At 45.4% G+C, this 23,742-nt stretch carries 19 protein-coding genes and 2 riboswitches; of the genes, 4 read left to right on the top strand and 15 right to left on the bottom strand.

Annotated elements, in window-relative coordinates; translation table 11 throughout:
- Positions 1-35 precede the first annotated feature (35 nt).
- The 4 genes from ACFVU8_RS01375 to ACFVU8_RS01360 form a co-directional block, all read right to left on the bottom strand.
- Positions 36-1,508 carry an ABC transporter substrate-binding protein gene (locus tag ACFVU8_RS01375; protein WP_387425606.1) on the bottom strand — a complete coding sequence of 491 codons (1,473 nt, stop codon included), beginning with the start codon at positions 1,506-1,508 and terminating at the stop codon, positions 36-38.
- 279 nt (positions 1,509-1,787) lie between these two features.
- Positions 1,788-2,525, bottom strand: coding sequence for a hypothetical protein (locus ACFVU8_RS01370; protein ID WP_387425605.1), 738 nt, complete (start codon positions 2,523-2,525; stop codon positions 1,788-1,790).
- An 8-nt stretch (positions 2,526-2,533) separates the two neighbouring features.
- Positions 2,534-3,976, bottom strand: a complete 1,443-nt coding sequence (locus ACFVU8_RS01365) for a sensor histidine kinase (protein ID WP_387425603.1) — start codon at positions 3,974-3,976, stop codon at positions 2,534-2,536.
- A 3-nt stretch (positions 3,977-3,979) separates the two neighbouring features.
- Positions 3,980-4,636 (bottom strand): response regulator transcription factor, encoded by a 657-nt coding sequence (locus ACFVU8_RS01360; RefSeq protein WP_387425601.1) that lies wholly within the window; start codon positions 4,634-4,636, stop codon positions 3,980-3,982.
- Between the two features lie 142 nt (positions 4,637-4,778).
- Here ACFVU8_RS01360 and ACFVU8_RS01355 point away from each other — a divergent pair, with 142 nt between their 5' ends.
- The gene (locus tag ACFVU8_RS01355) at positions 4,779-5,117 is read left to right on the top strand and encodes a hypothetical protein (protein ID WP_387425600.1); all 339 of its coding nucleotides are present in this window, start codon (positions 4,779-4,781) and stop codon (positions 5,115-5,117) included.
- 31 nt (positions 5,118-5,148) lie between these two features.
- Entirely contained in the window at positions 5,149-5,781 is a 633-nt protein-coding gene (locus tag ACFVU8_RS01350; protein ID WP_387425599.1) for a hypothetical protein, read from the top strand.
- Positions 5,782-5,844: 63 nt separating this feature from the next.
- Here the strand turns inward: ACFVU8_RS01350 and ACFVU8_RS01345 are convergent, their stop codons facing one another.
- From ACFVU8_RS01345 to ACFVU8_RS01335, 3 genes are all read right to left on the bottom strand, one after another.
- Entirely contained in the window at positions 5,845-6,846 is a 1,002-nt protein-coding gene (locus ACFVU8_RS01345; RefSeq protein WP_387425598.1) for a phosphotransferase, read from the bottom strand.
- Positions 6,847-7,002: 156 nt separating this feature from the next.
- Positions 7,003-8,214, bottom strand: a complete 1,212-nt coding sequence (locus ACFVU8_RS01340) for a multidrug efflux MFS transporter (RefSeq protein ID WP_387425596.1) — start codon at positions 8,212-8,214, stop codon at positions 7,003-7,005.
- A 104-nt stretch (positions 8,215-8,318) separates the two neighbouring features.
- Positions 8,319-9,149 (bottom strand): AraC family transcriptional regulator, encoded by an 831-nt coding sequence (locus ACFVU8_RS01335; RefSeq protein ID WP_387425594.1) that lies wholly within the window; start codon positions 9,147-9,149, stop codon positions 8,319-8,321.
- A gap of 110 nt (positions 9,150-9,259) precedes the next feature.
- Between ACFVU8_RS01335 and ACFVU8_RS01330 the strand changes: the two genes are divergently transcribed.
- Positions 9,260-10,072 (top strand): undecaprenyl-diphosphate phosphatase, encoded by an 813-nt coding sequence (locus ACFVU8_RS01330; RefSeq protein ID WP_066362560.1) that lies wholly within the window; start codon positions 9,260-9,262, stop codon positions 10,070-10,072.
- A gap of 114 nt (positions 10,073-10,186) precedes the next feature.
- Here the strand turns inward: ACFVU8_RS01330 and ACFVU8_RS01325 are convergent, their stop codons facing one another.
- Genes ACFVU8_RS01325 through ACFVU8_RS01305 form a run of 5 tightly spaced genes read right to left on the bottom strand, consistent with a single transcriptional unit; the run spans position 10,187 to position 12,954 of the window.
- On the bottom strand, positions 10,187-10,897 hold the full coding sequence (locus ACFVU8_RS01325; RefSeq protein ID WP_387425593.1) for a nuclease-related domain-containing protein: 711 nt from the start codon (positions 10,895-10,897) through the stop codon (positions 10,187-10,189).
- Positions 10,882-11,421 carry a DNA topology modulation protein gene (locus ACFVU8_RS01320; RefSeq protein ID WP_387425592.1) on the bottom strand — a complete coding sequence of 180 codons (540 nt, stop codon included), beginning with the start codon at positions 11,419-11,421 and terminating at the stop codon, positions 10,882-10,884. Before ACFVU8_RS01320 ends, ACFVU8_RS01325 begins: the two co-directional genes overlap by 16 nt.
- Before the next feature lie 39 nt (positions 11,422-11,460).
- On the bottom strand, positions 11,461-11,799 hold the full coding sequence (locus ACFVU8_RS01315; RefSeq protein ID WP_387425591.1) for a CBS domain-containing protein: 339 nt from the start codon (positions 11,797-11,799) through the stop codon (positions 11,461-11,463).
- Positions 11,799-12,224 (bottom strand): magnesium transporter MgtE N-terminal domain-containing protein, encoded by a 426-nt coding sequence (locus ACFVU8_RS01310; protein ID WP_387425590.1) that lies wholly within the window; start codon positions 12,222-12,224, stop codon positions 11,799-11,801. The genes ACFVU8_RS01315 and ACFVU8_RS01310 overlap by 1 nt, the downstream gene beginning before the upstream one ends.
- Positions 12,225-12,243: 19 nt before the next feature.
- Positions 12,244-12,954, bottom strand: coding sequence for an MgtC/SapB family protein (locus ACFVU8_RS01305; RefSeq protein ID WP_175372527.1), 711 nt, complete (start codon positions 12,952-12,954; stop codon positions 12,244-12,246).
- Between the two features lie 347 nt (positions 12,955-13,301).
- Positions 13,302-13,476, bottom strand: a riboswitch (M-box (ykoK) riboswitch).
- Between the two features lie 169 nt (positions 13,477-13,645).
- Positions 13,646-13,818: riboswitch (M-box (ykoK) riboswitch) on the top strand.
- A gap of 351 nt (positions 13,819-14,169) precedes the next feature.
- Here ACFVU8_RS01305 and mgtA point away from each other — a divergent pair.
- Positions 14,170-16,812, top strand: coding sequence for a magnesium-translocating P-type ATPase (gene mgtA / locus ACFVU8_RS01300; protein WP_387425589.1), 2,643 nt, complete (start codon positions 14,170-14,172; stop codon positions 16,810-16,812).
- Between the two features lie 232 nt (positions 16,813-17,044).
- On the opposite strand, the gene ACFVU8_RS01295 is transcribed toward mgtA, so the two are convergent.
- The 3 genes from ACFVU8_RS01295 to ACFVU8_RS01285 form a co-directional block, all read right to left on the bottom strand.
- A complete protein-coding gene (locus tag ACFVU8_RS01295; protein ID WP_387425588.1) occupies positions 17,045-21,595 on the bottom strand; it encodes a discoidin domain-containing protein in 4,551 nt (1,516 codons plus the stop codon).
- Positions 21,596-22,020: 425 nt separating this feature from the next.
- Complete coding sequence (locus ACFVU8_RS01290; protein ID WP_387425587.1) at positions 22,021-22,794, bottom strand: SDR family NAD(P)-dependent oxidoreductase; 774 nt, start codon at positions 22,792-22,794, stop codon at positions 22,021-22,023.
- A 267-nt stretch (positions 22,795-23,061) separates the two neighbouring features.
- Positions 23,062-23,598, bottom strand: coding sequence for a polymer-forming cytoskeletal protein (locus ACFVU8_RS01285; protein ID WP_387425586.1), 537 nt, complete (start codon positions 23,596-23,598; stop codon positions 23,062-23,064).
- Positions 23,599-23,742: the final 144 nt, after the last annotated feature.

Here is a 23,742-nt window from a genome sequence, read left to right as displayed (position 1 = left end):
CACTCCTCCTTTCCTCTTGCTACTCATTCAGATAGCTACTCATTCAGATAGGTAGTTACTCTGTTCTGAATGAGCTTGGCTACTTCGTCAGCCGACTTCTGACCGGTGAAAAAAGCCTGCGCCTCTGCGGTGATGATCTCATCAATCTTAGAGGGCTTGAATTGTAACGGGTACGTCGCCCCGTTCAGGAATTTGTCCAGATCATTAATATCCTGCTGCGTAATTTTGAAGCTCTTGCCTTTCATCGGCCCGATCGGTTGATCAGATAGGATGGAGCCTTTTTGAACCAGCGCTTGCGCTTTTTTCGCATACGCAGCTTTATTCAGCGGAAATCCGGTACCGTCGGGTTTACTCTGCATTTCTTCCGAGAGCAGAAACTTTAGGAAATCCCACGCCTCGGCTTTTACAGCTGAGCGTTCATTCAGCCCAATCGTCTGGTAGGTCCGGAAGGAACCACCTGGATGCTGCGGATCCACATTTGGACTCAAATAAAGCTTCGAGGTATAGGCATTGCCACCAGGAATGAATTCACTCATTCGTAACTCTCGAATGTAATCAGTTGGCGAGTTGATTTGAGCTGTGTTGAACAACGGGAAACGTGCATCTGTACCGACTACATTTTCATCGAACAATGTTTTTACCTGTTGAAGCAGGCCCGTAAAGTCGCTGGATACAAAATTGGCGGTTCCCTGCTCCTGATTGATGAAGGCCGCATATCGTTCGTTCACAAATTGTGTCGTCATGTACTCAGGCATGCTTCTGCCCAAAGCATATTGATGGTCCTTGTCGGCTCCTTTAGTCATCGCCTTGGCTGTCGTGATAAATTGCTCCCAGTTCCATTTGCTGTCATCAAAAGTCACGCCACTCTTCTTAATGGCATCTTCATTGCCTACCAGGCCATAGATAAAGAACCCGATCGGCAAGCCATACATCCCACCGTTAACCTTCATCCCGTCCAGGATATTGGTGAAATACTGTTCTTTTTTAAAATCAGGATCGTGGTCCATGATGTCGCCCAGATTGGCCAGCATCTTTCGCTTCACATAGTCCCCTGATGGCAGCTGATCCATCTCGATCAAGTCTGGGCCTTGTCCCGAGAGCATCGCAGTCCCTGTTGTCTTCACAAATTTCTCCAGATTCTCTTCCAAATGCGTATCATCCGTCTCAATCGATTTCAGCTCAATCGTAATGTTGGGATGCTTGGCTTCATATTTCTTCTTCGCTTCTTTAAAGTAATCACTCGGAAAAAAGGTAGAGAACACCACTGTTTTCTTCTCCGTAATGGATGGCGCGCCCAATCCTCCCGTCTGACCTGATGCGGATGTCGATTGATCCGTTGGCTGCTGACCCGACTTCACCTCGCTACCGGGGGCGTTACTGTTTCCTGTGCTACTGGCTCCCCCGTTACTTCCATTAGCACTCCCCTTAGGATTTTCAGTGCCTGTACTGCAAGCAGAGAGGGTTAATACGAACATCGCTGTAAATATCATCAACATGACTTTTTTCATAACGTAGACTTCCTTCCGATTCTTTGATTGTATTCTCACTTCTTGGCTACCCTGTGCCGGGTACTCTAACAGTATAAAGAGACGATATATCATAAGTGAGATAGAGTTATATAGAAGTTGTAAAGTTTGAAATACGGGCGGACGCAAGCAAAAAAAGGCTGATCCCAAGCCATTTTCATGACCTCGAACCAACCTTTTGTACAGATTAACTCTAGATTTTGCAATGAGTACAGCCGTAACTACAGACAATGTTTGAACTTCCGGCCGCGTTTAATCCCTCTACCGTTTGGAATTATAACTTAGCAGCGTCATGACATCCTTGCTGAAGCCTACGACTTCATTGCTGCTGTAATTAATCACAACAGAATACTTCAGGGTCTTGTTATCTTTACTCGTATAATACAATTCCACATTGGAACCCCAACGGGTCAGATCAAGCTGCTGGGTTAACTCAGACAACGGATAACTGCCGTGTTCTTTCACGTAACGGTCCGCAATATCGAATACCTTTTCTTCCGAATTACGCGGCATGGCTCTACTTTCCCGGTAGGATCGCAGAATCTTCAACACGTCGCCATCCTTGGCATTCAATACAATATCATAAGAATCCTCAGGAACCTCCGATGACGTCAATGTCACATAATACAAGCCCCCGGTAATCGCCTGGATATCGCTGGTGAATTGCATTGTTTGCTGTGCCCTGCCTCCATCCATGACCGCCGGCCCTGGCACATGGCTAGTCTCTTTCAACAGTTCTTTCAGCTTGTTCTGATCCACGGCCATAATCTCAAACTGCGCATGATCCAAGGTCAGCTTTTTATCCAAAAATTTATTCACCGCTTGTACGCTCAGTGTCTTCACTGCATCTTGGGATAGAACTCCTTCGTACTCGATCTCGCTGTTCTTATGCTCCTGCACTATTTTTTTGACCATCACGGTATCCTTGGGAATACTGTTGAACCAGCTTTGACAGCCTGTCATCAGCACCAGTAAGGCCGAATACAGCATAATTATCATAGATTTTCTCATGGTCGTAACTCGCTTTCCGCAGCATGGTTCGATGCAAAAACTACTTCCACTGTCGTCCCTTGCTGCACATTGCTGCTCACCCGAATGACGGCTCCATGGATGCCTGCAACATTTTGACAGATCGCCAGACCCAGACCTGCGCCGTTGTTGCTTCTGGTTCTGGATTTATCCGCCATGTAAAAGGGTTCGAAAATTTTGTCCTGATCCTCAACGGCAATTCCGATGCCCTGATCAATGACGGCAAGAATGTAACTCTTGTTCTGCCAATACGCACGCAGTGTAATTGTCTGTTCCGGTGAAGAGGCTTTAAGAGCATTATCCACAAGATTAAAAATCAACACCTTAATTAGATCGCGCTCCAGCGGCAGCTCCCCTTTTTCACAATTCAGTACTATCTCTACACCCTTCTCCTTAGCCATGATCTCTAGCGCCGGCTTGATCTCCGTAAGAATCTCACTGAGATCCTGAAGTTCCATCTGAAACTGTTCCTTCTGTAGCAAAATCAAATCCATCAGCTTCAGCGACAGCGACTCCAGCCGCTTCCCTTCGGAATAAATCACATTCAGGCCGTCCACGAACAGCTCTTCATTGTATTTGGTAGTCCGCAAAAAATTGGCATACCCGATAATTGAGGTCAACGGTGTTTTTAGCTCATGTGTAAAATTATTGATGAACCGTTGCTTCTCCTCGTTATTACGCTCCAGCTCGTTGATTTTATCTTCGACGACCTCTGCCATCTCATTGAAATTAGACCCCAGGATGCCAATCTCATCCCTCGATTTCAGACGTACGCGCTCCGAGAAATCTCCTTGCGCAATGACTTTCGCGGTGCGGTTCAGGCGGTCAATGGATCTTGTCAGTCCTCTGCTCACGAAGAACATAATGGCCATAAACAGAAGACAGGCCCCCAGATCGACCTGGGCAAAAAAGCTGTACTGGTCAATACGGTCCTGATATACCGGAGTAACATCCTTCATATAGGTGAATACATATTTTTTATGATTAATATCAGTAATGTTCGAAGTATATAGAATTGTCCGGGCATCGATCTCCCGCAAAATATAATGAATGCTGTCATCATCCAGATTGTTCAGTTCGCTCCGTTCGGCGGGCATTGGAAAATCGGAGTTGTTGAACACCGTACGCTGCGAATCATCTGTAATATCCATATAAATGCCCTGATCACTGTTCTTGTCCACAAATTCATTAGCAATACGCGTTAAGACCGTCTTCTCATAATCAATCGAATCATAGATTCGCAGAATCGGCACGATGGCATCCACGCTGGAATGAATGCTCATATTCTGACTTAGGGCCACGTTGATCGCCTGTCCCAGCATCTTATTGTGACTGCGTTCAATTACCATAATGGAAGCGACGTTAAAAATAATCACAAACACTAGAATCGAGAACAGATATATTTTCTGCCAGAACTTCATCCATCAGTCCTCCAGCCTGTACCCGATTTTGTAGATGGTCTTGATCTGCTCCTGTAAATTCAGCTTTTTGCGCAATGATTTAATATGCATATCTACCGTCCGGGTTTCCCCGTAATAATCCCCGCCCCATACCTTATCCAGGAATTGTTCCCGTGTCAGCGCGATATTCTTGTTCTTGAGCAGGACCACCAGCAGATCATACTCCTTCGGTGTCAGTTCCACAGGCGCTCCTTGAATCACTACTTCTCTTTTATCAAGATCCACTTGAACGTGCTGAAACTCCATCATCCTGTCTTCATGACCATATCTGCGCAGCACCGTCTCAATACGGGCCAGTAGTTCAATGGCTTCAAAGGGCTTGACCATATAATCATCAGCACCTAGCTTCAGGCCGTTCACTTTATCGTAGACCGAGTTTTTCGCCGTCAAAAAGATTACAGGAATCCCGTAAGGCTTGATTCTCTCCATCAGCTCAAACCCGTCCAGATGTGGAATCATCACATCCAGCAAAATCAAGTCAAACTTCTCCTGCTTAAGCACATCCAGGGCTGCGAGCCCGTCATACACCTCTGTTGTGGCATAGTTCACGAGATTGAGATTCATCTTGATTATTTTGGATATATGAACATCGTCTTCAACGATCAGTATCTTCTTATTCATCTGTATCATTCTCCTGAAAGGTTCCATAGTCATAATTCTACCTGATTATATATGATTAAGCCCGCAACCGAAACAACACCCTTGAGAAGGAGTATGGTAAAATAATGGAAATAGATCTTGTCAAAGAAGGGGGGTCTTTCATATGAACAAGAAATATCTCTTGGGGATTGCGGCACTTTTGGCTGTTATGGTTATCTTTTCGACCTATAGCCACAAACGTGAACCAAGCAACGATAATGTAATCTCCCTGCATAAGCTGCATACGTTGGCCCAAAAAGGAGAGCATTTAACGTGGTCGGATTTCGAGGGTTACCCTTTTGAAGATATCGGTTCCGGGTTATACATCCGTAAATATGAAGTGGAAGGCGGAAGTCACTTATTGCTTAGCGGTGGAAGCACAGATCTTGCTCCAATGAGCATAAATCTGGTCAAGACAAACGGGGAGCGGATCGATATCCGGTATGAGGAGATTAATGGTTGATAAAGTTATTTCTTAATAGGAGGCTTGTCTTATGAAACTCAAAAAAATCAGTGTCATTTTACTTGCTGGTATATTAACCCTAGGAATTAGTGCTGTCACCTCTGCTAATGGTATTATCCATAAAAATTCCGCAAAACCAAAACAAGTTAACACTTTAGACAAAGGTTATAAGGTAGTGAATGGAAATGTTTATGACAAATATGGAAATCTGTTGATAGCTATGAAAAATGGATTTACGCCAGATGGCTACACATTATCACCGAATTTCAGTGTAGTTTATGGTGATAATACTAATGAAGAAACAGCTTCTTCATTAGTATCATCCACTGGCACTGATATTTTTAACGGAACAAAGGGCGTACCTAAGAACACTAACGAAACTCAGGGTGTTAAACTTGGTGCGGATTTTTCATTTACAGGTAGTGAACCTGATTTGTACATAGAATATTCATCAGGCACAGTGGATCGTGTTAACTTCAGCTTAAACAATATTACAACTGGACAAGTTGTTACATTGTTCTCAAATGTTCAGACTGGTAAATCCAGAATATATTCAGGAGCTTATAATTCTTCAAGATCGGGTGATACATTTAACGTAAAAGCTAATGGACAGGGAGGTTCTGGCAACGTTACTTTAACGGTGAAAACTGTTCCCCATAGCTAACTGTGATCCTCTAAAAAGACGCTCCTTGCAGGAGTGTCTTTTTTCTTTTTAGACCAAGCCTAATTAAGGATGCTGTAGCCATTGCTCAATTTCATCTATCTTTTCCGAGTATCGTTTAATGGCGTTGATCGTTCCCGAGACCTGTTCAGTTCCTAACTGCTGTTCTCTTTCATCCGTACATTCTATCCATAACGACCGCTTCAAGCTATATTCCAGCCAGTCTAATTTTCCTAAAAAACCGTTCGCTAAAACCGTGCTCCAATTGGCTTGCAGTGATCCGCCCTTTCTTCTATAGCCGCTTAAAAAAGCAAAGAATCTTTGCTTATCGACCTCCCCATGCTCATTTTCAGACCAATACAAAGCCGTTTCAATTAAATCTTGCATAGGGTTTCTATAGCCTGCTGATTCCCAATCAATCAGGACGGGATGATCTTGGTTCCACAACACGTTTTTGGAGTCTAAATCCCCATGACTAACAACCACACTTTGCGTAAGCAGCTTGGCAGATTCGATGGCTAAATTATTCCAAGCTTTAAGCTTATCGAGGGTTTCCAGCAGGAGGCCAACCCATTCTGAATGACTCTCCTGTCCTTTATCCAAGTAGAATTTCCAATCTACTAGCTGCCGTACCTCTGAGTTGTTGTCCCCGAGATCCAGCGCTGAAAAATCAGTTCTATGTATATCTGCCAGTATGGAACCTATTTTCTCACAATGGCTTATTTGTATTTCATCAGGCCTCAGGCTCCTGCCCGGTATCCAATCAAATATAAGGTAGAACTGTTGATCCACTTGCTGAATAGAAGTTCCATAGTATTGTTTAGCTGGAAGTCCCGGGATATGAGCTGCGGCGGCAGCGTTAGCAATGTGTTCTGATCTCACATAATTCTGCATAGCCGTTGGTCTGCGCATGATTTCCGGGTTCAAAGCTTTAATAACATATTTCCCGGTTGTCGTTACAATCTCAAACATACGGTGCATCAACCCGCCTGACAACGCCACAGGGCCATTCACGATCTCCCCAAGCTGTAAACTACTACATAACGTCTCAATTTGTTGATCTTTCATTGTTATATTCACCCCACCTCACTAATTCTGGATGAATATTACAATCACCTGCCCGCTGGTTCAATAAAGACTTTAATAAAAAAACTCCTGCACATGGCAGGAGCCTCATCCATTTTACTGGACCGTTTCTTCAATTGGACAACGATCCTGTCATATCTACACCGTCTGTGCTCTGTTCCCTCGCTTGTTTAACACACGATACAGCTTGAAATACACCCATACGGCATTGATCAAGAGCAAGGAACTGGTCACGAAAAAGACATAATGAATACCAAACCAAGCTGCCACCTGCCCCCCCAGCACAGCACCACCGAACGTTCCCAAATACCCTGCCGACATATTAAAACCGAACACTCTTCCTGTTAGTGCAGATGGTGTTATCTTCTTAACCAGGATATTGACGGAGGGAACCAGTCCCCCAGCGGCTAATCCCAATAAGAAACGAAGCACCATCAACTGCCAGGGAGTCGTGACAAACGCCTGTGGGATAAAAATCAGGCCTGCCGCAACTAAGGCTACCAATATCACCTTGTGGGCACCGATCTTATCCGATAGCTTCCCAAGTCTTGGGGCGGCGACGATGTTCGCCAATCCCGAGGCTGAGAACGTCAGCCCAGCCAGGAGTGCAATATGCGCACCATTACCGGAAAGATGCGTGATGTACACGGTTATGATTGGCTCAACAGAATACAGGGCCACCGTCAACACAAAGAACGTCACGAACAACGTAAGGGTTAGACTTTTCTCAGGCACCGCGCGCCAGACTTCCTTCATCCCAAGCGTTGCTTTGTCCTCGCGCTGGAAGGATTCTTTCACGAATAAAGCCGTCGTTATAAAGGCCACCAGCATGAGAGCACCTGTTATGAAAAAAGAGTCCTGCAGCCCAAAATTCTCCGCGATAAAACCGCCGATCGTCGGCCCAATCAATGAGCCAGCAATACTGGCTGTTGAAAGTGTACCCAGCGCCCAGCCTGCATGCTCCTTGTCCGTTTGGGTAGCAATTAATGTCGTACAAGCGGTGCTGTAGCCAGTTATTGTTCCCTGCAATAAGCGCAGTCCAATCAATACATAGACATGGTGAGCAAAACCCATGCAGCCCACAACAATCGCCATTCCGAGACTCGCCCGCAGAAGCATCGGTTTGCGCCCGAACTTGTCGGCGGCCTTCCCCCAGATCGGGGAGAAAATGGCGGAAACAATGAAAGTAATCCCGAACGCAAGCCCGGAATATTGTGCAATGGCATCGGGATTGTGAACCCCAAGATGCTTGATGTAGAGCGGCAATACCGGGGCAATCTGACTCATCCCCACGCCGGTGACGAACATTCCGAACCAGCATACCCACAGATTTCTTTTCCAATTTAACATGATGATAGGCCTTCCTTCTGTCTGAACTGCAACTATTGTGAAATACCGCTTTACAATAATGACCTCATATTAACAGTCGGATTGGCTTTCCACCATGCATTATTTTAGATCACATGGACATTTTTGCTGTAATATTCTGAGGGACTGATCCCTTCGAGTTTTTTGAATATTCTGCTGAAATAGAATTCATCCGTGAACCCAAGACACTGTGCAACCTCTCTGATCTTTCTGTCACCCTCTAGAATCATTTCTTTAGCCTTGTCGATTTTCAGCTTATTAAAGAACTCTATAATGGAATATCCGGTAATTTCCTTGAACGTCCTGGATAAATAGGTTGGGGATAGCTGGACCAAATCTGACAGTTGACCCAATGTTACCCTGGAATTTATATTTTGATGCATAAAGGTAATGATTTTTTCTACTTTCAAGGAAGTCGCATAATTCTGATGATGCTTACCGGTGCTCTGATAAATATTAATTAACAATTGCTGGAACAGCGTCTTGGTCATAAACTCATATCGCGGCAGTTTCGCATTCCAGCTTTCCACCAATTTTTTAAAAGCATCTTCAATTTGATAATAATCCTGTAAATGCTGTCCTTTTTGCAGGGGGAGCATGCTCTTCGCATCACCAATCGTCCAGATATCTTCATCAAAGCCCACGTGAGCATAGCTGAAATGTACAGACATAAAGCAGAAGGGATCATCAGCATCTAACACTATAGTTTGCAAGACTCCAGAACCAATATAGAAGAGCATGCCTTCTTTGATCTGAAACTCTTTTTTGCCAATTTTAATCTGCCCATTCCCTCCAGTCACTAGAATTAGCTCATGATGGTTAAGGGTTCTCGTTTTTTTGCGAAACGTTCTATTAGGTTCATTTCCTTTCCTGGAATTGCAATAATGAATGTGAAAAAAGAGATTATTGATCTTCATAATTCCCTCCATTGACGCTGATGGACTGTCATGTGGCACTAAGGTTCTATTGTCATCCCCCCAACAAGTACGATATGATGACAAAGATTACAAATATATTGGGAGGTAAAATGGAAGATATTATACTGTGGCTAAAATACTTGTTTCTAGGAATTGTTCAAGGGGCAACAGAGCCCATCCCCGTTTCTTCAAGTGGACATCTGATTATCGCACAAAAACTACTAGGATTAAAACAGAACGGATTGTCATTTGAAATCTTGACGAACACTGCTTCACTGATCGCGATTTGCTTTATTTTCCGAAAAGATATTGCAAGACTCATCGGTGGATTCTTTGGATTCATTCGCACCCGTAAACCAGAATACAAGTCGGATTTCCTCTTTTCTTTGTATGTCGTTATCGGTACCCTGCCAGCGGTAATCGTGGCCGCATTGTTCAAAGATCAAATTGAGGAAATATTCTCCTCCGTGCACACGGTTTCCATCGCATTGCTCGTTACGGGTGTAGCACTGTGGCTAATTCGTAATCTTCGTGGCCGCAAACAAGATGGTGATTTAAAAGCACGGGATGCGGTTCTGGTTGGTCTTGCTCAAGCAGTCGCTCTTATTCCGGGCATTAGCCGCTCTGGGGCAACCGTCATCTCCTCCATCGCTGTAGGGATGAAGCAGGAAACCGCATTAAGATTTTCGTTCATGCTCTATATTCCTGTTAGCTTAGGCGGACTGGTGCTGGGTGTATCCGATATTGCCCATGATCCGAACCGCTCAGCGTTGGCTATTCCCTACATAATCGCGTTTATTACTACGCTAATTGTGACTTATTTCTCCATGCGTTGGTTTATGGGAATTATGGCCAAAGGGAATTTGAAATACTTCTCATATTACTGCTTCGTAGCCGGCATATTACTCCTTATTTTCATGTGAGTACCTATCCAACTACAACTTCGACCCTCATGCAGACCCTTGTGATTACAAAGGCCTGCATGAGGGTCGGTTGTTTTTAGGTATTTTTTTATTTGAGATGAGTTGGTCAGTCTATTATTGAGACTGTTTTATCTTTCCAATATGGGCTGCTCTTAATGCAGGATCTTGAATATTGGCATTAGCAATACTATCGTAAATCTTCTGAATCTGATCCGTTGTGAGTACGGGTGTAGCCGATGTCAGCCGCAGCCGATTGATCTTTCGCTGAATAAACTCGGACAGCTCTGTATCATATACAATCAGCTCATTGGACTCAATCTTACGCAATTCCGGATCAATGCTAAATCGGCAGCGCATGGTAAAGGAAATCATAGATATGTAAGTTAACCCGGGAAATCCGTGCAAGACCAACTCTAAAGCCTTTATGTGTCCATAATTCTGCCTCAAGGGGTTATACATGTTGAATCTGTTGCTTACGCGCCAATACTTGTCAGACCGGGTTCCTTTGATCTCGCCATTATAATTTTTAGTCTCGATGACGAAAAGGCCGTACGGTGAAATAACCACATGGTCAATTTGCGAGTATCCAGTCTGAGATTTAGGATTTGGGATCATAATATCGCTAATGTATTTCGTGTCTTTGGGCAGCTGATCCAGTTGAATGTTGATCTTATATTCCCCTAGTTCCCCTATTCTGGAGGCTTCGATGCTCCGGGCTTTTGGCGCGTTTGATCTTGTGGATGCTCTTGGGTTGGATGATTTCTGTGGCTTTGGACTGGTAGTTTTACTGGACGGTTTGAACCATTGCTTTAATTTCGTGAACATGTTGAAGCTCCCCTACCTTTGCTTCTAAATTCATCTAACACCTTTACCGCTTCTTTAGGCGTTTTTATGATAATAATTCGAGTTTGATCGGAATAGTTTTGAAGCTTATTCATTATTCCGGGCAGTCTGTCTCTTCTGAAATTCCAGCCATATTTTATAAATTGCCAATCGATCGACTCCGGACATTCTTCATTCAAATCCGGCCTGCTCTTGCCATGATATTGGATCCTCCGCTTAATCACTCTGTAGGTAGTGATCCATGGAGACAAATCAAATAATACGATAACATCAGCTGCCTGCATTCTAATATCTAGCGTTCTTCCATAATAACCATCGATGATCCATTCCTCTCGTTCCACCAGACCTTTGATCAGGTCAACCCACTCTTCATTTGGTATCTGAACCCATCCTGGCTTCCAAAAGTACAAATCTAAATGGTACACAGGCAGCTGCAATATTTCTCCCAGTTCTCTTGAAAACGTTGATTTACCTGAACCATTGGAACCAATAATCATTATTTTCATTTAAGATCCCTTCTCTGTAATTATGGTTTAATATGAAAATTATACCACATCGTCAAATGTGACAATGCCCATAAGCACGTTGTCAGGCGTTACCACCGGAACTGCAAGCAGACCGTATCTTTTAATAATCTCCACTATCTCTGTGCGAGGTGTATCCGGGGAAGCTGCGATCAGCTTGGAGCTCATAAGATCCAGAATCAACTGCTCCGCAGAAGCAACGATTAGTTGCCGTAAGGAGACCACACCCAGCAATCGTTTGTTATGATCCGTGACATACAGGTAATAAATCGTTTCTGCATCACTTGTCATTAGTCGCAAATCATTCAATACCTTCGTTACTGTATCCGCGCCGTCAATTGTATAGATATCGGTTGTCATCAAGGAACCCGCAGAACCTTTCGGATAGGCAAGCAGGTGCTTAAGTCCTCTGCTTCTTCTTTCTCCATGCGCTCAAGGAAAAAGTCCGCTTGTTTATGCGACAGCAGACCGAAGAAATCGGTAGCGTCATCCGAAGGCAAATCGTTCAGCATCTCGACAGCGTACGTTTGATCCAGCTCCTGAATGATGTTCTTTTGCCGCACTGGCGCCAGTTCACTGAAGATTTCTCCAAACTCAGCAGGTGATAGTAGCGTGTAGATCCGCTGACGTCTCTGAAGATCCAGGGTGAGAAAGAAATCGGTCTGATCTGAGGGATGCAAATTCAAAAAATCCTTGCGAAATCCTTCCCGTTCGCCCTCTTTCAGCGCTTGAAGCATGTAATAAGTATATTCCTCACGGAATTTGTATTGATGCAGCTTGAGCATGTTCATTCCTCCTTTTCGCTTACAATTGTTCTACTTCGACGCTTTGTACATGATCGATCTTCTTAATGAAGTAATAGATTTCCGTAGTGTACTGCTTATCGGGCACAGACAGCGTCAGATCAATCAGTTGGCATTGATTATCGAGATCCTTCAGCTTCATATAACGGATTTTGAATTCGCGTTTTGCGGACAAGGACTCTTGGTCCTTGCCTTCTATCATCTGGATCAATTCGGTCATCCGGTAGTTGGGCTCGACTACAATTTTGACCCCCACATCATGCCGGCTCAGCGCTTCCGGACCGACGGATTTGATCAGCATGGGAATAACATTGACCGCAAGAATTAGCAACATTACACCGGCAAAAGCTTCTGCATAAAATCCCGCCCCAATAGCAATCCCCAAGCCTGAGGCCGACCAGATCAACGCTGCCGAAGTCAGACCGGAAATGACCTCATTGCTTCTGCGAAGAATAACGCCGGCTCCGATAAAACCAACACCGCTTACCACCTGCGCCGCCAGTCTCATCGGGTCCATATTGGGATGGTTCGGGCCGCCAAATTTGCTAAATGCCTGATTAGATACAATGGTGATTAGGCAGCTTGCAATACAGATTACCATGCTAGGCCGCAAACCCAGTTGTTTGTGCTTGATCTGTCTGTCTATACCAATAAGCATTCCAAATAGCAGCGCCAGGCCAAGCTTCATCATCATTTCCAGTTCCATCATCATGATTTTCACTTCCTCTTGTACATATTTTATGGAAAAACAAAAAAAGCCCTTCAGTTAAGAAGAGCTGCGAACGGCCATACGATATTCACTAGATTTGCATACCAAATAAACCTGTCAGCACGGTACTTTCCTTTCGTTCCATGAAACGAAAAGCTCGAACCAACCAAGGGCACATGAACGCAGCGCTAGTAAACAGCCAGTCTTTTTTCTTCTTAAAACCAAGTAATGATTCATATAAACTGCTCCTGAAAACCTGCTACTGTCCATGTGATATTCCCCCCTTTCATAAATAAAAAACCCTCTAGATCAACTAGAGGGCTGCATAAGCGTAAGCACGCAAAAAAGATTCCGGCTCCCCCTGGTTGAGTTTTGGCACTATACAACGTAAAGAAATACCATCATTTCTTAGCTGCCTTATGGAAAGCCTTATGCCGACAATCCCTGTTCTACCCGTAGGCATCTTTCGATGTTCCCGGGCAGCAGCCTGTGTTTGTATAGGAGCCTCGCCTAACGAGGACTATTAGATTACTAGGTGGATTTTACGCTGGCAGGGTCAGGTTGTCAATAGGTATTTCACTATCAAAATAGTAATCACACACGGTGCTGCTAACTCATACATATATAGCGCAATGTTTCAAAAAAACCTCTTGACTTTAATACATTACAAGGCTTACTATTGCAGAGGAATTGAATATGTCCTCGTTAGGTGAGGCTCCTATATGAACATAGGCCACTGCCCAGAAATATCGAAAGATGCCCATGGGTAGAACAGGGATTGCCGGATTAAGGCTTTTCATAATGTGGCTAAGAGTGTTATCACTCTTTACGTTGTATAGTGCCAAAACTCGACTAGGGGGAATACGCTGTTTTTTTGCGCGTTTTTTTAACCCTCTAGTTCGTCTAGAGGGTTTTTTATTTGACTAAATAAGGGGGGATACCGCATGGATGGCAGTCCGAGTTGTAGGATAATCGTTGTAAATTCAAAGTTTGTACAGAGAGAGAACCGCGTTCTCTTTACGCTCCAATCATTACTCTGCTTCATTCCCTGCGAAAAAAGTATCCCCGCCGGGTTTGTTTAAGTATGCGTTTTTGACATGTGAGTGTAAAAAGAAGCGGTGTATCTACAGCTCTCTCTGACATCAGGGAGAGCTTTTTTTGCATTTCATACCGCTACAAGACGCAAGCCGTAACTGTTTGCGCAAGGAGGAATTTCACATGTTCAAAAACATCAAAAACAAAGACCAAATGAATCAAACCATTGCAGAACGTCTCATTCAAGCTTCCATCTCCTCACAAGAGGATCTTATGGAGGATTACAGCACACATCAGCAAGGACTTACGGAAGATGAAGCGAAGCGCAGACTGGAGAAATACGGGCAAAATCAGATTGCTCATGACAAAACACCTGCCTGGTACATCCAACTGCTGGCCTGCTTCAAGAATCCGTTTATATTGATTTTGCTCTCACTCGCTGCCTTTTCCTATTTTGTCGACAATGATGTTCAAGCCGTTATTATCATCGTTACTATGGTTACTGTTAGTACAATAATCACCTTTACACAGGAATTCCGCTCCTCACGAACCGCCGAGAAACTCAAAGCGATGGTCAAAACGACCGCCACGGTAACCCGTAAATCTGAGCAGAAAGATATTAATATGGAGCTGCTAGTGCCTGGCGACATTATTCATCTTTCAGCAGGTGATATGGTTCCGGCAGATGTAAGACTGATTGCTTCAAAAGATCTGCATGTTGGTGAATCTGCCCTAACCGGCGAAGCCATGCCAGTGGAGAAGCTTGACATCCTTCCCCGTGGATCTATTTCGCAGTCACGTAAGCAGAATAAACCTCTGAATGCGCTGGAACTAAGAAACATGTGTTACATGGGCACCAATGTCATCAGTGGTACTGCTTCAGCTGTGGTTGTAGCGACAGGCTCCGACACTTATTTTGGCTCCATGGCTGGCACGCTGCTTGGCAAATCACCTCTTACCAGCTTTGATAAAGGTGTGAAAAGTATTACTTTTGTGCTGATCCGCTTCATGCTGATTATGGTACCGATAATCTTTGTGGTTAATGGCTTTACCAAGGGAGACTGGTGGGAAGCTTTACTGTTCGGTCTGTCTGTTGCCGTCGGCCTGACTCCTGAGATGCTTCCAGTCGTTGTAGCCGGTAACCTGGCCAAGGGTGCTGCAACTATGGCTCGCAACAAGGTTGTGGTCAAACGTCTGAATGCGATTCAAAACTTCGGAGCCATGGATATTCTGTGTACCGACAAGACGGGAACGCTAACTCAGGACAAGATTATTCTTGAGAAACACCTCGATGTGCATGGTCAAGAAAACAGCAAGGTGCTGGAATACGCCTACTTGAACAGCTATCATCAGACCGGACTTAAAAACCTGCTGGATGTTGCCGTTCTCGAACATGCCGAGCTAACACCTACACTAGGCGCAGAGCAAAACTATCGTAAGGTCGACGAGATCCCCTTCGATTTCAATCGCCGGCGTATGTCTGTAGTTCTCGAAACAACGAAGAATAATCACCTTCTGATCAGCAAGGGTGCAATGGAAGAGATGCTCAGCATTTGTACTCATGTCTCGGATAGCGCTAAGGGCAAAATTCCTCTCACAGCAGAGCTTATTGAAGTAGTGCAATTACTAGTGCAGCAGATGAACGAAGATGGCCTGCGAGTGCTTGCCGTGGCGATTAAGGAACATAAAGCTAAAGAGGAACTTTACGGAATCGCTGATGAGCAACAGCTTACGCTGGTCGGATATCTGGCTTTCCTTGATCCACCAAAAGAAACAGCTAAAACTGCCATCCGTGCTCTAAAGGAAAGCGGTGTGGACGTCAAGGTAATTACCGGCGACAACGCTGCCGTCACGCGGAAGGTCTGTAAGGATGTCGGCATCAAAGTTAATGACATTCTGCTTGGCAGTTCCATTGATGACATGACGGATGAGCAATTAGGTGCAATCGCCGAGCAAACAAACGTGTTCGCTAAGGTGAATCCTCTGCAAAAAGCACGCATCGTACGTGTGCTGAAAAGCAATGGTCACACGGTAGGCTTCATGGGTGACGGCATCAACGATGCCATTTCCTTGAAAGAAGCGGATGTCGGCATTTCTGTCGATACAGCAGTCGATATTGCCAAAGAATCCGCAGATATTATTTTGCTTGAAAAGAGCCTGATGGTACTGGAACAAGGTGTCATTCAAGGCCGGATTACCTTCGGCAATATGATTAAATACATTAAGATGACGGCCAGCTCCAACTTTGGCAACATGTTCAGTGTATTAGTAGCCAGCGCATTCCTGCCGTTCCTGCCCATGCTGCCAATTCACCTGCTGATCCAAAATCTGTTCTATGATGTTTCACAGCTTTCCATTCCATGGGACAAGATGGATAAAGAATATCTGCGGAAACCGCAAAAATGGGATGCTAAATCCGTCAGCAGATTCATGGTGTTTATTGGCCCGATCAGCTCCATTTTCGATATTTCGACCTATGCTTTGATGTGGTATGTCTTCTCCGCGAATTCCGTGGATCATCAGACCCTGTTCCAATCCGGCTGGTTTATCGAAGGCCTGCTCTCGCAGACACTGATCGTACACATGATCCGCACCGAAAAAATACCGTTTATCCAAAGCCGGGCCAGTGCGCCTGTCATCATCTTGACCAGTGTCATTATGGCACTTGGCATCTATCTGCCCTTCAGCGGATTCGGCGCCAGCATCGGTCTTCAGCCGCTGCCATTCGCCTACTTCCCTTGGCTGATTGCTACTCTGCTGGCTTACTGCGTGGTGACTCAACTCGTTAAGAAATGGTACATCCGCAAGTTCCAAGAGTGGTTGTAAGACAAACTTAGGATACGAACGTAAGGCTCGGTCGTCACTACGGTGGAATGTTTGGACTTTCGGTCGCTGTTGTCCCCAGATTTCTTCGATTAAACCGCTTATAGCGGTTGAGATTCTTCAATAATAAAAAAAGAAACCTTTCTTTTAGAAAATGGAAGCAAGAGCTAACCATTTCAAAAGAGAGGTTTCTTTTTTACTTTCAATACTTACTTGCCAATAGATTTAATCAGTCTTAATTATAAACATTCAGCTCAGAGATCGACCACCAGTAATTCGAAGGACCAGTGAGCTCGATTCTGAAGTATCTCGCCTGCTGCTCCGGGAAGCTCAAGCGTTGAACAGCAGTGCTGCCTGTTCCGGAAGTGATTTCTGTCCACTCCTTGGCATCTTGGGAAGCATATACCCGATAAGCAGCAGCATAATCGTCTGGTCTGGAAGAAGAGTCCAGCTCAATTTGCTTGAAGCTTGTGCTGCTGCCCAGATCTACTTGGAGCCATTGGCCGTCTGCTTGCGGAGCACCAGTGGTCCAGCTAGTATGCTTGTCCGCGTCAATAATATTCAGCAGGTCTGAATCTCCATAAGTAGAGCCTGTAACCGTCCAGTTCGCACGGTCCAGGACGATAGGCGCGTCATTCTCTGGAGCCTCTAGCGGCAGACCTTGTTGCTTGTCAATTCCATAATGATGAATTTCAAGTTCTGCGACAGACCACCAGTTGCTGGCTTGTCCAGTTTGAACGATCTTGATGTAACGTGCCTTTTGCTCTGGCAGTGTTATACGTTGATAAGCTTCGGTTCCTTTTCTGTTAGCTACAGGCTGGCCCCAATTAACACCATCGTTCGATACATAGATTTGATACCCTTGGGCGTAATCTGAGGTGGAATTGCCGGAATCCAGCAAGAGCGTATTAAAAGTCTGTGTCTGCCCCAGATCAACGCTCAACCACTGTCCATTGGTCTGCTTTTTTCCGGTGCTCCAGCGGGTAGCATTACTACCGTCAACCAGATTGGCTGTCACATCTGCACCGTTGCTGGAAGAAGCCGTAATCTTCCATTGTGAACGATCTTCTAGAGGCTTGGTTAGAGCCTTCTTCAAGGGTTCTTGCCCTTTATTAAGTTGAGCAGCCGAAATTTCGGAAACGGACCACCAATTGCTGGAAGAGTCATTCAAGGCTACTTTAACATATCTTGCAGTCTGCAGTGGGAGAGACAAAGCCATACTTGGTGCTGTACCCACACCGCTGGCGATTGGCTCGCCCCAATCCTCTCCGTCCTCGGAAGCATAAACTACATAGCTGTTAGCATAATCGCCATAGTTAGTACCTGAGTTAACGAACAGAGTATCGAACTGTTCCGTTTGTCCCATATCGACTTGAATCCACATCTTGTCGCTTTGAGCCGTACCACTCGACCAACGGGTATCCAGCTTGCCATCCAGCATATTCTCAGGCCCTTCACCGCCTGCACTGTTGGATGCCTTAGCTGTCCAGGCTGAACGGTCGAGGTAACGAACACCAGCACCGGCTTCAGGACCAGTAAGCTTGGTTACTTTGGTTGGGTCTACAGAAACGATGGCAGAAGGATACACGGTTGCCGTGCCCACTTTGCCAGTTGCATTATAGAAGTTGACTGTCTTGTCCACTCCAGATGGATTCCACACTTGCGCAGTATACTTGGTTCCGTCGTAGTATACGGTTGCTGCCGGATCATCAGCCCAGATATCTGTGGAACGGTTTCCGAGCGTTGCCATGCTATTAACGAACCAATAGGTATTGAATACTTCATTCTTCTGCATATCTTTCGGATTCCATTTTGCCAGAACGGCTTGCGGCTCGCTCAGACTTTGGAATGGCCAAATGAGATGCTGCCAGACGTCCTCAGGTCCGTTGTTGTCAATTACCAGACCATCATACAGCGCTTTTGCTTTTTCCGGCTCGCGGCCATAATAAGTCATCCACTCTGCGGTCGGCAGCCAGTGAATACCGTAAATATGCTGCGGATTTCCAGAGAAGAAGGTTCCATACAAGTAAGAGCTGCCATAGACTTGCCCTACAATGTGATGCGGATAATCCGACAACCAAATGTCTTTATCATAGTTGAACCAGTATTGCTCTACAGCTTTCTCTTCAGTGGTAAAGCCCCAAATTCCCGCATTACGATAAGTGTCGTTGCCGGTAACCTCGCCCCACATATATTCACCAACCCAGCCGAACAGCGACTCTCCGCCGGCTTCGAGGTTGTTACCACTCTTGTTATCGGCATAGCCGCCTGCCCAGGAGTGACCTTCATACGGATCAAAGTTACGGAACCATGGGAAATCACTGTCTGAACGCGAAGGGTTCGCATAGTCACGGATCAGTGTCTCTACCATCGGACCATAATCGCTTACGAATTCCTTATCAAATTGTCCCAGGACCGCAGATGCAAAGACGTAATATCCGTAAGTAAAGTGATGATCCGTTAAGCCTACATTCATTCCGAATCCGCTGTGGTAAGGCATGAGCGCGCCCCACTCTGGTGAATAGTGGAAGTAATAGGAATGCTTCGGTTCATCCTCGGAGTACGTATACCAATCCGTCAGAATCGTTTTGATCCAGCCCAAATAACGATCTCTTCTCTCGGTATCGCCAATCTGGTCACTGATCAACGCTCCGACTGCCAGCGGGTGAAGTTTCTTGCCCTGCCAGTAAGGATCGAGCAGCATCAGGCCTCCGGCCATATCTGCATCCAGCATATCCAGATAAGCAATAAGCTCCGAACGGGAATAGCCAGAACCATCCGGCTCCGCAAATTGCGGCACAATCCCGTTAAATCGATCTGTCGTTGTAAAGACATTGCCCTTATGCACCTTCAGTTCGCCTCGAATGGAAGGATAGGACAAGTCGGTAAGCGGCGAGTTCGTGATTTTCCATTGATGAGGCAGCAGTGCTTCAAGTGTCTCGTTAGAGAAACCAGGACGTTTCAACTCAGTCACCGCAGTGAAGCTGGTGTTCACAAGCGCTTGATTTTGATCATAGTTATAATCTACCTGTGTATCGGTGACAAATGCATAACCATGCTGATAGTACAAATTGAGGTCACTTGCGGAAGGCAGTGTAGCGAGAGACAAGTAATCTCCTTCGCCAAGCTTGATTTTCAGCATGCTGCCGATTTTCGTAAATGTCGTGCCCGGAGGAACGAAGACACCATAATTACGGACAAAAGTCTGCGGCTTAGGCGCCTTATCTTTGTTAGTCACAGTAATCCCGATATGATCAGCAGTCCAGCTCTCACCATCTTCCACTTGCAGCGGCTGACCCTGGTCATCGAACAGACCTGTAATTGCCGGGGACTGAAGAATAACTGCATCCGGGTTCTCGAAAGTGTTGTAAATATAAGGCGAACCTTTGACGAAGGTCGTTTTGATTTTGGCCGTTTCGTCATCACTCAGAATCACGCTCGCCGAATAATCACCGTAGCCGGAGATTTTGGTCTTCATATTCGCCGGGCTGATGTTGTTGGTGCTGAGATAGAGATCCGGATCCCCGTCCGCATTCATCGAGCCACCATCGCTAGAAGTAAATCCGGCACCAGGATTCAAAATCGCCAAGCCCTGCTTCGTGTAATTGTTCTTAAAAGGAAGCGTAATGAGGCTGTTGCCATCGCCTAGATTAGAGATCAGAATACTCTGCCACCAGCCGTTAGACGGGATTGGTGACTGGATATCAGCTGTGCGGTATTTCGGAGATTTTGGCGACAATTGTGTAATATCGTTAATCTCGTAGCTTCCCGCACCTACCTTGACGGCCGATGGAGCCAGAATCTCGGGAATCTCATGCACCGGTTTGGAGTCCCCTTCGCGGTATGCATGCACCTCGAATTCAAACAGTGAGTAGCCAAACTCTGTAGAGCGGGCATGCCCAAGCATTCTCACATAACGTGCATCGGCATAGAGGTCAATCGTTTCCTTGCCGCCGAAACCATTCATCTGACGGTAGATGGTGGTCCAGTTATTCGCATCATCGCTCACCTGAATGTCATATGCGCGTCCGGAAGCTCCTTCCCAATCCAGAACGACGCTGCCGATTTCACTTTTCTGACCCAGATCCACGTAGATCCATTCCGTGTCCGTATGCTTGGAAGACCAGCGTGTATCACGGCTCCCGTCGGTTGCATTATTCTTCAGGTAATCTTTCTCTGGCAAACCCTCCTTGCCCTTCTCAACATTCTCTTCCGAGGATACCGTTACCGGTTTGTTCAGAGCAATATTGGGTGCAGCAGGCTTGGGAGGTAAATTGACTCCACCCGTTCCGTATACCTGGAATTCGAAAATCGAAATACCATAGGCCGGTTGTGACCGCTCTGTGCTGAATAAGCGCACATAACGTCCCTTGGCAGAGAAGGACTCATCCGTCTTTGTACTCTGATTGTTCTTAGTGGAATAGACAGGTGTCCAGGTCTTCTCATCATCAGATACCTGAATTTCAAATGCTTTGGAATAAGCGCCCTCCCAGTCTATGGTGACACGGGAGATCGAAGCGCTTGCCCCAAGGTCTATGTAGATCCACTGCGGGTCCACACCCCAGATACTTTCCCATCTGGAGTCCTTGTCGCCGTCAACAGCCAGATCAGGCGTGTGAGCACCTGATGATGAAGAGGCATATACAGGACGGTTTAATGACATGAGATAATCCGCCTGCTCTACTTGCTTATGTACTGCTTGTGCCTGCACTAGGTGTGGCTGAAGATCGAAGGAGCCTGTAACTGCCAGCACACTGATCAACCCTGCACAGACCGCCTTTTTCAAAGTGCTTTTCCTCTTCCTGTGATAAGAATACAACATAACTTCTCTCCTCTATTCTAGTAATATATCCCACCAAAAAAATTATTTGGCTATACTAATATCGGACTCAAATTTTAATTTTTAACCTGCTTTTTAGCGGGTTTTGCGATCTTTCCGTCCCGAAAATTCTATGAAAAACCCAGGTATATCAAGCGTTGATAACGCTAACAATAATTGAAAGACACCCCGGGAAAATCCAACATCAGAACTACAAAAACATGCCAAAAGGCCCCAACCTACCGACAGGTCAATCACGAGATTTTTCCCCCTAAATTATAGATACTACTTTCGCCCTCATTTCGCTTATCTCAGCATCTAAAGCAAAAAGGCTGCTTCCCTGTAACAAGGAAACAGCCTTAGTCAAATTGTGAGTCCAGATGAAGCGGTCCTTACTTTTTCAGATAGATTGGGGCGCCGAACGGTGAACCAGCTGCGCCGCCATCTACGCTGATCTCCGTACCCTGGATGAAAGAGGAGTCATTGGAAGCCAGGAACAAAGCAACATTGGCGATTTCCTGTGGCTCACCCAAGCGGTTCAGTGGAATTGTGCGGGAAAGTACCGATTCCAGTTGTGCCATCCCCTCTGCAGTAGATTGTCCCCAGATTGGTGTACGTGTCGCACCTGGAGCAATGGTATTCACGCGAACTCCGCGTGGTGACAATTCGGAGGCCAACACTCTTGCCAGGCTGCTTACTGCCCCTTTGCTGGCTGCGTATGCAGCATATCCAGGACTTCCGGCTGTAGCAAGCACGGAACTATTCAAGATGATGGAAGACCCATCTTTTAGGTGAGGTACAGCCGCTTGAACGGTAAAAAAGACCCCCGTAACGTTAACCTTTAGTACCTCTTCAAAGACGGAGAGTTCGGTCCCACCTGTTGGTGTTTGCGCGGTGATACCGGCGTTAGCGAATACAATATCCAATTGGCCAAATTTCTTCACTGCTGCTGCTACTGCTTGCTCGCCACTTATTGGATCCGCTGCATCCGCCTGAACGGCCAAGCTATTTGCACCTAGCTCTGCTGCCGCTGCGTCCAATGTGGCCTGATTGCGGCCGGTGATTACAACTTTGGCTCCTTCTGCGATAAACAGTTTTGCCGTAGCCAATCCAATACCGCTATTTCCACCTGTGATCAATGCTACTTTTCCATCTAATTTACCCATTATTATTCGCTCCTTTGTGTATGTGTAGTTTCAATATGAATACTGTTTTTATCGGGAATGATCATTCTCATATATAGTAAAATTTTTTATATTATCTTTGTTCTCTTTCTCTTGCCTCCTCTCAAAATGATATTAACATATTGGGAACGATCGGTAAAGATTTATTTTTACTGTTCGTTCTCAAATAAAAAAGCCTGTAAACAAAGGCCGCAATGGGCTTTAGTCTACAGGCTCACCAGAGATAATGTTATTCATACAATGACGGAATTATTTAACTTCGGTAGCTCCAGTCACTTTACCGTCAATAGCAGCCGATGCTTTTACATCTTCGCTGGCAAAGTACAGATTACCATCAATGGTTGCCGATTCATGCAGGTTAAAGCCTTTGGCTTCTACATATACATCGCCTTTGATTGTACCGCCTTGCACTCTCAAATTCTCACTTTGTACAGTCAGCTTAGGTACTGTAAGTGTGTAGTTGGCTGTAATATTGTGATCTGCATCTTGTGCATACAAAGCGATCTTGCGGTAGATTTTGCCGTCGGCAGCACCTTTATCACGGAATTCACCAGCTACTACAACATCTTGATCAATAGCTACATCTTTTAAAATAGCAACAATCCAGTTGCCGTCCTTGCTCACAGCCTTCGTGAATGCTGCACCTTCATCAACGATCGAAGCGGTAGTTACTGCATCGGTTTGTTCAGCAGCCGGTTTATTGGCCGCCGTCTCTTCTTTCGCTCCACACCCCGCCAACAATACTGCCGCTGCTCCTGCTACTAACAAGCTTTTCAAAAGTTTCATTTCAATTCCCCCTATTTCTTTTTATGAATTAATTATATATTAAAAATTAATCATAACTACGTGATAAATTTCACAAATGTGTGAATACAAAAATTAAATTATTCTACTATAAAATAGAATTGTGTAAACCATAAAGATGGCCAG

It is taken from the genome of Paenibacillus sp. NPDC058177 (genome assembly GCF_042883835.1).
Classification (GTDB): Bacteria; Bacillota; Bacilli; order Paenibacillales; family Paenibacillaceae; genus Paenibacillus_AQ; species Paenibacillus_AQ agri.
Note: the sequence above shows the minus strand (reverse complement) of the source record. Positions and strands in the feature narration are given on the sequence as shown.

Bases quoted from the DNA above. Each gene is read 5' to 3' on its own strand.
- ACFVU8_RS01375 (WP_387425606.1), bottom strand. From the start codon at position 1,508: ATGAAAAAAGTCATGTTGATGATATTTACAGCGATGTTCGTATTAACC.
- ACFVU8_RS01370 (WP_387425605.1), bottom strand. From the start codon at position 2,525: ATGATAATTATGCTGTATTCGGCCTTACTGGTGCTGATGACAGGCTGT.
- ACFVU8_RS01365 (WP_387425603.1), bottom strand. From the start codon at position 3,976: ATGAAGTTCTGGCAGAAAATATATCTGTTCTCGATTCTAGTGTTTGTG.
- ACFVU8_RS01360 (WP_387425601.1), bottom strand. From the start codon at position 4,636: ATGAATAAGAAGATACTGATCGTTGAAGACGATGTTCATATATCCAAA.
- ACFVU8_RS01355 (WP_387425600.1), top strand. From the start codon at position 4,779: ATGAACAAGAAATATCTCTTGGGGATTGCGGCACTTTTGGCTGTTATG.
- ACFVU8_RS01350 (WP_387425599.1), top strand. From the start codon at position 5,149: ATGAAACTCAAAAAAATCAGTGTCATTTTACTTGCTGGTATATTAACC.
- ACFVU8_RS01345 (WP_387425598.1), bottom strand. From the start codon at position 6,846: ATGAAAGATCAACAAATTGAGACGTTATGTAGTAGTTTACAGCTTGGG.
- ACFVU8_RS01340 (WP_387425596.1), bottom strand. From the start codon at position 8,214: ATGTTAAATTGGAAAAGAAATCTGTGGGTATGCTGGTTCGGAATGTTC.
- ACFVU8_RS01335 (WP_387425594.1), bottom strand. From the start codon at position 9,149: ATGAAGATCAATAATCTCTTTTTTCACATTCATTATTGCAATTCCAGG.
- ACFVU8_RS01330 (WP_066362560.1), top strand. From the start codon at position 9,260: ATGGAAGATATTATACTGTGGCTAAAATACTTGTTTCTAGGAATTGTT.
- ACFVU8_RS01325 (WP_387425593.1), bottom strand. From the start codon at position 10,897: ATGTTCACGAAATTAAAGCAATGGTTCAAACCGTCCAGTAAAACTACC.
- ACFVU8_RS01320 (WP_387425592.1), bottom strand. From the start codon at position 11,421: ATGAAAATAATGATTATTGGTTCCAATGGTTCAGGTAAATCAACGTTT.
- ACFVU8_RS01315 (WP_387425591.1), bottom strand. From the start codon at position 11,799: ATGACAACCGATATCTATACAATTGACGGCGCGGATACAGTAACGAAG.
- ACFVU8_RS01310 (WP_387425590.1), bottom strand. From the start codon at position 12,224: ATGCTCAAGCTGCATCAATACAAATTCCGTGAGGAATATACTTATTAC.
- ACFVU8_RS01305 (WP_175372527.1), bottom strand. From the start codon at position 12,954: ATGATGATGGAACTGGAAATGATGATGAAGCTTGGCCTGGCGCTGCTA.
- mgtA (WP_387425589.1), top strand. From the start codon at position 14,170: ATGTTCAAAAACATCAAAAACAAAGACCAAATGAATCAAACCATTGCA.
- ACFVU8_RS01290 (WP_387425587.1), bottom strand. From the start codon at position 22,794: ATGGGTAAATTAGATGGAAAAGTAGCATTGATCACAGGTGGAAATAGC.
- ACFVU8_RS01285 (WP_387425586.1), bottom strand. From the start codon at position 23,598: ATGAAACTTTTGAAAAGCTTGTTAGTAGCAGGAGCAGCGGCAGTATTG.